At 37.4% G+C, this 7725-nt stretch carries 6 protein-coding genes and 1 pseudogene; 3 read left to right on the top strand and 4 right to left on the bottom strand.

Annotated elements, in window-relative coordinates; all coding sequences use genetic code 11:
- Positions 1-1536: nitric oxide reductase transcriptional regulator NorR (norR, locus tag N7931_RS10175; protein WP_262793831.1), on the bottom strand; the 1536-nt coding region annotated here is incomplete at its 3' end.
- A 228-nt stretch (positions 1537-1764) separates the two neighbouring features.
- On the opposite strand from norR, the gene N7931_RS10170 reads away from it, so the two are divergent.
- From N7931_RS10170 to N7931_RS10160, 3 genes and pseudogenes are all read left to right on the top strand, one after another.
- Positions 1765-3018, top strand: a complete 1254-nt coding sequence (locus tag N7931_RS10170; protein ID WP_262793830.1) for an NnrS family protein — start codon at positions 1765-1767, stop codon at positions 3016-3018.
- A 72-nt stretch (positions 3019-3090) separates the two neighbouring features.
- On the top strand, positions 3091-4305 hold the full coding sequence (hmpA, locus tag N7931_RS10165) for an NO-inducible flavohemoprotein (protein WP_262793829.1): 1215 nt from the start codon (positions 3091-3093) through the stop codon (positions 4303-4305).
- Positions 4306-4392: 87 nt separating this feature from the next.
- A pseudogene (locus tag N7931_RS10160) lies at positions 4393-4582 on the top strand (helix-turn-helix domain-containing protein); the annotation flags it as partial.
- Positions 4583-4946: 364 nt separating this feature from the next.
- On the opposite strand, the gene N7931_RS10155 reads toward N7931_RS10160, so the two are convergent.
- The 3 genes from N7931_RS10155 to N7931_RS10145 form a co-directional block, all read right to left on the bottom strand.
- Complete coding sequence (locus N7931_RS10155) at positions 4947-6170, bottom strand: tyrosine-type recombinase/integrase (protein ID WP_262793828.1); 1224 nt, start codon at positions 6168-6170, stop codon at positions 4947-4949.
- Between the two features lie 928 nt (positions 6171-7098).
- Positions 7099-7572, bottom strand: a complete 474-nt coding sequence (locus N7931_RS10150; RefSeq protein WP_262793827.1) for a hypothetical protein — start codon at positions 7570-7572, stop codon at positions 7099-7101.
- Positions 7562-7705: a hypothetical protein gene (locus N7931_RS10145; protein WP_262793825.1), complete on the bottom strand. Its 144-nt coding sequence runs from the start codon at positions 7703-7705 to the stop codon at positions 7562-7564. The genes N7931_RS10150 and N7931_RS10145 overlap by 11 nt, the downstream gene beginning before the upstream one ends.
- Positions 7706-7725: the final 20 nt, after the last annotated feature.

Here is a 7725-nt window from a genome sequence, read left to right as displayed (position 1 = left end):
CAGATTAGCTCTGTCGGTGGACAGTTGTTTTGCGGCCGAACTCCAGTTCATATTATGCTCAATTAAGGTTTGTTTAATTAAGTTAACCTGAAAATTTTCGGTTGCTTGGCGTAAACTTAATTCAGGTAAATTAACTGACGGTTGAACTGGCAAATTAGGCTCTGTGTTTATTTGAGGATTAGTTAAATTGGTTTGATTATTTGATAATAAATGAATGTCGTTTAGCTCTATTTTTACGATACTTTTATTGCTGTGGCTGCGTGCATTGAGTGTCGCACGGCTAATGGTATGTTCGAGTTCTCTTACATTACCCGGCCAATGGTATGTTTTAAGCGCCTGCATAACACCGTTTGATAAAACCAGTTGAACTATGCCTAATTTTCGCCGAGTTTGCTCAATAAAATAACCAACTAATAAAGGCACATCCCCAATGCGCTGATTTAGTGGTGGCACTGAAATTGGAAAAACTGATAATCTGTGGTACAAATCCGCCCGAAAACGTCCGGCCAGCACTTCCTCTTTTAACTGGCGATTAGTGGCTGCAATTACCCGTACATTTAATTGCTCTGTCTTATCTAAGCCGACTGGTTGAATTTCCTGATTTTGTAGTGCTCTTAATAACTTACTTTGCACACTTAATGGCAATTCGCCAATTTCATCCAAAAAAATGGTGCCATGATTAGCTAGGCTAAATTTACCGGTTCGGCTTTTTTCTGCACCGGTAAAAGCCCCTTTAACATGACCAAATAATTCACTTTCAATTAAATTTTCAGGCAAGGCTGCGCAGTTAACATAAACTAAAGGACCTGTTGCGCGGTTGGATTGCATGTGTAATGTGCGTGCAACCAACTCTTTACCAGTGCCGGTTTCCCCTTCAATTAAAATCGTAAAATCTGACGGTGCTGATAAATTAATTTCGTGCTTCAGTTTATTCATCGCCGGACTATCGCCAATTAATTCGCCGCCATCTTTGGTGAGCGCTTCGCGGGTGAGTTCTGCAACAACTTGCTGATTATGATTGGATAAATATTCGAGCTGTTGAATTAGCATCGCGGTTTTTAAGGTTGCAGCCGACATTGCGCTGATGAGTGATAACGTGTGTTGGGCAATCTCATCAAATGCGTTGGGTGTCATGCTGTCGAGCGTTAAAATGCCTAATAGCTGATTGTCTGCCTTTAATGGCAAACCCATGCAGGCATGAACGGGTAAATTTCCGCCCTGAGCAAGCAACATTTCATCGTAAGGATCGGGTAGTTCACAATCACTCGGAAAACGAATGGGTTCATCTGCCTGACAAATCTGACTAAACCTTGGGTGTTCATTAATTTTAAAGCGCCTGCCAAGTACCTCCTTGGTTAAGCCTTGTTGAGCCAAGGGTTTTAGCTCTTCTCCCTGATATTTTAATAGAACCACTGCGTCATTGGTTATGGTTTGGCAAATAATGCTAAGCAAACGCTCAAACCTGTCGGTGGCGGTTAAGCTATTGCTTAAATCTAATGCAAGCTTAATTAAGCTATTGGCTGAAATATCCGGCATGTTTTGTCTCTGTGAGCACTTTTCTGCACTTTATCAAAAAGAATTAAAAGAGTCTATTTGACTTGTTTTGTTTGTGTCTTTTTGACTCTTTTTTATTGGGTTTAATTTAAGGTTTATTTTATTTATATAGCTTAATCAATAAGTTAAAACTTATGGTACATAGCTTGCTCTATACAAGGTAATAAAACATAAATGTGATGCCAATTGCTTAGCCAACAGGAAATCAATATGACTAAGAGTAAAGTTCCACTGATGCAAATACAGGATAACAAACCAGACAATTCACCACAGTATGGCACTACAGGGTTCGCTAAATTGCCATTGTGGGATCTTGCCTTTCGCCCAATGTTTTTATTGGCTTCGGTTTTTTCTGTACTGAGTTTGTTGGTATGGATTGCTTCAATTAACGGTTTAATTGTTTATAGCGGTAGCCTGCATTTGCCCGCTTTACTGTGGCATGTACACGAAATGATTTTTGGTTTTGCATTGGCTATTGCTGTTGGTTTTTTATTAACCGCGGTGCAAACCTGGACTGGGCTGAGAAGTTTACATGGTTGGGGATTAATTTTATTAACAGCTTGCTGGCTTATTGCCCGGTTTGCATTTTGGAAAAATCAAGCAGAGTGGGTGCTAGTTGGCGTTGTAGCGCAACTTGGCTGGTGGTTAATTGCTATTGTTAGTTTTGCTCGGTTAGTTATTAAAGCACAGCAAAACCGACAAATGATTTTTATTGCTCTACTGAGTTTTATTGCCGTGTTTAATGCTGCATTTCTTTATAGTGCATGGCTTGGTCATAGTGAACTGGCATTGCATTTAGCTCGTACCGCCATTTTATTTTTTACTGTGATTATTAGTGTATTAGCCGGACGGGTTATTCCGTTTTTTACCAATCGAGGGGCTGCACATATTTTTCAGCCTAGAGGGATTAATATCCAAACTCGCTCTGGTTTAGATATTGCCATTTTGATTATCACCTTACTGGCGGCAGTGGTTTATTTTATCAGTTTTATTGTTGAGCTATCTGTTGTGCCTGCCGGTTTGTTTATTAGTGCTGGTTTAATTCATTTATATCGATTTGCCCACTGGAAAACACATTTAACGTTTTCTGTTCCTCTGCTTTGGTCATTACATTTAAGTTATTTAGCTTTAGCGCTGGGGTTGATTGGCTTGGGTTTAAGTTACTTTTTTATTGAACTGAGATTTGCTGATGCGCTGCATATTATTACCGTGGGGGCTATTGGCGCGATGATCTTAGCCATGATGGCGCGGGTATCGCTTGGTCATACAGGCCGAGCACTTATGCCTCATTGGCTAATCAGTTTTGCATTTGCTTTTATTTTAATTGCGGTGGTTGTGCGTTTTGTTTTGGTTTTACTGCTAATGCATTTATGGGCGTGGAACTTGAGTGCCATTTTGTGGAGCGTGAGCTTTTTATTGTTTGCTCTGATTTATTTTCCTGTGCTTATTCGCGCTCGTTTATAAATTCAAAACTTAATTTAACCCCTTTGTTATTTATCGTTATTTTTTATTATTTTGGTTATATCTGGAGTATATATGTTAACTCAATCTGAAATCGAACTTGTTAAAAGTACCATTCCAATTTTGGAGTCTGGTAATACGGCGATCACCTCGCATTTTTATCAGCGAATGTTTGAGCATAACCCTGAATTAAAGCATGTTTTTAACTTAAAAAACCAAGCTAAAGGTACACAGCAAACCGCATTATTTAATGCGGTACTGGCTTACGCTAAAAATATTGATAATTTAGCTGTACTACAGCAAGCGGTTAGCCGGATTGCGCATAAACATACCAGCTTAAATATTCAGGCCGAGCATTATCCAATTGTGGGTCATCATTTAATTGAAACCTTTAGAGAGCTAACCGGTGATTTATTTACCCCTGAGTTGGAAGCGGCTTGGACCAAAGCCTACCAGCAATTAGCAGAGGTATTTATTGGGATTGAGGGAGATTTGTATCAGCAGTCGGCACAAAAACAAGGTGGTTGGCAAGGTGCTCGCAAATTTATTCTGGTTGAAAAGCGAATTGAATCAGAGTTGGTTAAGAGTTTGGTATTTGAACCTGCTGATGGTGGTTTAGTTGCTGAATATAAGCCGGGCCAATACATTGGTATTCAATTATCGGTCGCGGGGCAAAATTATCGCCAAGTTAGGCAATATTCTTTATCTGGCAAAGCGAATAAATATAGTTATCAAATTTCAGTAAAACGAGAAATTATTGAGCAACCTGGGATAGTCTCTAACTATTTACATGATGGCCTACGATTAGGTGATCAGGTTGAATTATTTGCACCAAGTGGCGATTTTTATTTTGAAGATAAACAATCTCCGGTTGTGTTAATTTCAGCCGGAGTGGGTTTAACGCCCATGCAAGCCATGCTTGAAACCTTTTTGGATGCTCAATATTCGCAATCTATTTATAATTTGCATGCTTGCCAAAATGTTTATCAGCACAGTTTTAAACGCCGTAACGAGGCGATGGCATTAAAACTGCGTTTAACTAACCATGTTTGGTATCAGGATACTAACCATGCAGATTATAAACTGGAAGCATTACATAAAGGATTTTATGAGCATCATGGATTTATGGATATTGCTGCAATTGCAGATACTTTGCCAATGAATAGCGCAGATTTTTATTTGTGCGGACCGGTTGGGTTTATGCGATTTGCCAAACAGCAGTTGTTAACTTTAGGGGTGGATGAAGCCAATATTCATTACGAAGTATTTGGTCCACATGCTGAGCTTTGAGGCTGTTTTAACCATAAAATTATGGACTTATCTGTTGTTTACTAAACTGTGTGATTCATAGACATCATTTCAATATAATCTCTATCTATTAGCAGAGAAATTCAACAACGGCTTACTTGGGTTAGGCTATACGAAGAAACAAATGATGCAGGTCTAGTATGCCGCAGATGTGGCATACTAGACCAACACTACGAAAGTGGTGGAAGCGTTATCAGCAGACGGAATTGATGGCCTCCATAGCCAAAGTAGGCGTCCTCATAACTCACCTAATCAAAAACGGAAACACTATAAGCTGGGAAATATTTCACCTGTTCAATATGAGCAGAAGTTACTAAAAAGTGCCTAAACATATCTCCAAATTTAGTTGACCGTTACACTTTCTAGCTGTGACATGATTCGATGATGTTGAGAGGCAGGCAAGCTCAATACGTTATATCTGAATATAATATATCTAATAGAAATATTTTATAACGTACATTACAAAATTATTTTATTTTGATTATATTAAAACGACTTTTAATGCATTTTTGATATAGAACTTTAGGTTCCACCTGAAATTTAGTTTAGTAACATTATGAATGTTGAACTTTGTTAGATTATAATTCCTTATAAATTTTCAGCCTAATGGTGCAAAAACCTTATCAAACATTCCTAGATTTACCACTTTCAGCTCGTTTTTTTGCGCTGCTTTGTACATAGACTGAATCAGTTGTTGCCATGCTGGAATGGCCTAAATCTTCAGACACATCTTTCAACGTTCGGCCACGTTCAATTTCCATACTTGCACCAGTATGTCTCAACCAATGTGGTGATACATCTTTAAAGATCTGAGCATGTTTTTCACCAAATGTTGATTTGGCACTGTCATACGTTGTATCCAATACTTGATGAACCAATCGAGCTAGTTGACGTCCACTCATACCGCCAACGCCACGAATTTTTTCAACAATAGGCTGTTTTTCTTGACGGCCTGGTAATGCCGGTAACCCTCGCCAGAGGCGATAGCGTTCTAGGTAAGGCATGAAGCTATCCGGTACTGAAATGTCGCGAATTTTTTTCCCTTTACCAAATATCTTTAACCACCAGTTTTTGTCATCATCTTGCCAAAAATGACCCATGATTGGGATCCAATCATCGCGCTCAGCAAGCTCTGAAATTCTCAGAAACATGGTTTTCATCGCCGCAATCAAGAATAAATTTCGTTCATATATCGGATCATCGGAAGCCATATTTTCAGCTGTTTGCAATAGAAGTTCCCACTGTATCTGATCGAGCCTTTTTGTTTCTTTGATTTGAGCATCTTTGACTAAGCGTTTGCAGTCTTTTTTTGCCAACAAAACAGGGTTACCAAGTGCGATTTCATTTTCCATTAAGTAAGTATAAAATCCACTAAGAGCGGCAAACATGGCTCGAATGGATTGTTGTGAAGGCCTGTATTTCTTTTTATCAACATCGCTGCCTTCAGATATATATCGAAATGGTTTCCACTGTGGATTTATCTCAAAGGCACCCGAAATCATGACAAACTTATCCGAGTTGGTTAGTCCAATCCAAGATTGTGGCGGCTTAAAGAAAAACTCGGAATAATCAAGGATGTCAGTCTTACGACATTCAATCGCCGGTTTTTCAGTCATTAAAAAGCACCACAGAAGAAACTTTTCAATATCTGAACGAAAGCGAATGTATGTGTGCTCAGATTTATTACGGCCCAAGTAAATCAAATAGTCTTTAGCCCAATTCCAGTGCTGGCGATACCAGTCAGGATGACGATTTAAAAACTCATTTAATTGAGAATAGTTTTTCCAATCAAAGTCTTTAAGCTCTTGATAGGATGGAAACAAAGGAATCGCTTTAGGTATTGTCATTATAAACTCAAAGCTAAAATACAATAAGCCTATTCTAATTCTATAAATACACTATGTCCAATAATAAGGATTATTGGACATAGTGAAATGCATATCTTTAAGATTTATTTCTTTCCCATTTCGATAAATTGAATCTGTACTCTTTTTTTGAAATTGCTGACTTGATATTTCTGCTAGATATATTTTGCATTGTACAATACAAAATTATTTAATTTTGAGTATATAAAAACTACTTTTAATGTATTTTGGCAATAAGAGTTTCAAGTTCCACCAGAAATTTAGTTTAGTAATACTTAGACGTTGAACTTGATTAGTTTTAAATTCCTTATAAATCATAATGTAGCACTGTGAAAGTTGTTGGAATTATCCAAATCTGACATTTCAATCATATGGTTATTCGGAACAACCTCAATGTCAAAAAGCTCTGGGCGGTCAAAAATAATTGTAATCAAGATCAAACATATACCAGAATACAAAAGACTAAAGACAAGATTTATCCAATTTAACCGCTTGCATTTAACTAAATTATTCATGAATTTAATGAGATGAGCGATAAAACCCAAAATACAATAAAAAACAATACAAAATATAATAATTGCGATTAATTTCATTCAATATCCTTAGTAAACAAATGAACTGCATCCATCATCGATTAATTTGAAGTTTCTTACATCAAAGACAGTTGTTGTAGATCTGGTTGCGCCGAATACAAAATGAGATATTCGGTAATATGTTAACGTCTGCTCTGTACCCAAACCAGTCGCTGAGGAATTTCTAAGACTTGAACTAGCCGCCCAAGCATCTAAACCTTCTTTTTTAATTAACCAATCAGCCCCAAAAGTATTTTCATACGTTGTATAGCAGGTGTCATTCTTATATACATGATCTGCCTTTTCGTTGCACTTTTCTTTTTCCGTCTTACATGGCGCTACTCTAGAATGACAGTGCCGTTAACTAATTGTTGATTGTTTACTTTGGGCTGTAGAGATGGATTAAGAGGATATTTAACACCATCGAAAGCTAATACAACTCTGCCAACACCGCCAGTAGTAACTATGAGATCATGAAAACCATTTGAGGTATTTTTTGAAACCAGTATAGGCTTTTTAGTTATCATAATTTTAGACAGGAATTTGAATTCACCTTTTTCACCCTGAAATACAAATGAAGTGCAACCACCAGAGCCACACCAATTTCGATTGTTCATATAAACAAAAGCGTCATCTACTCCATCATTATTAAAATCGAAATATGAAATTTCGTAATTTTGTTGAGGTTCATTTAAATGTCTGGTTAATGCCTTTTCGACTTTTGGATCTTGATTTGCAAAGATATTAAAAGCAATCAAACAAGTAATAATAGTAAGAAGTTTACTCATAGGTTCTAACGCTTTAGTATTCATTCACACGTAGTTTGTGTGAATGAATCATTTGTTGAACGGGCAAATGATGCAGTTCTTTGGTTTGATTTATGCTAAAGGAATTTGCTTTTTCAAGCCGAGTCGATATGCCTGATTCTTTCCTTGTGATTTGCATTTTATTAATCCATTAAACTG

The sequence above is a fragment of the Catenovulum sp. 2E275 genome (assembly GCF_025515275.1).
In the GTDB taxonomy this organism is placed as follows: domain Bacteria; phylum Pseudomonadota; class Gammaproteobacteria; order Enterobacterales; family Alteromonadaceae; genus Catenovulum.
The sequence above is the reverse complement of the archived record's forward strand: the minus strand, read 5'-3'. Positions and strand labels throughout refer to the sequence as shown.

Bases quoted from the DNA above. Each gene is read 5' to 3' on its own strand.
- N7931_RS10150 (WP_262793827.1), bottom strand. From the start codon at position 7,572: ATGAATACTAAAGCGTTAGAACCTATGAGTAAACTTCTTACTATTATT.
- N7931_RS10170 (WP_262793830.1), top strand. From the start codon at position 1,765: ATGACTAAGAGTAAAGTTCCACTGATGCAAATACAGGATAACAAACCA.
- hmpA (WP_262793829.1), top strand. From the start codon at position 3,091: ATGTTAACTCAATCTGAAATCGAACTTGTTAAAAGTACCATTCCAATT.
- N7931_RS10145 (WP_262793825.1), bottom strand. From the start codon at position 7,705: ATGCAAATCACAAGGAAAGAATCAGGCATATCGACTCGGCTTGAAAAA.
- N7931_RS10155 (WP_262793828.1), bottom strand. From the start codon at position 6,170: ATGACAATACCTAAAGCGATTCCTTTGTTTCCATCCTATCAAGAGCTT.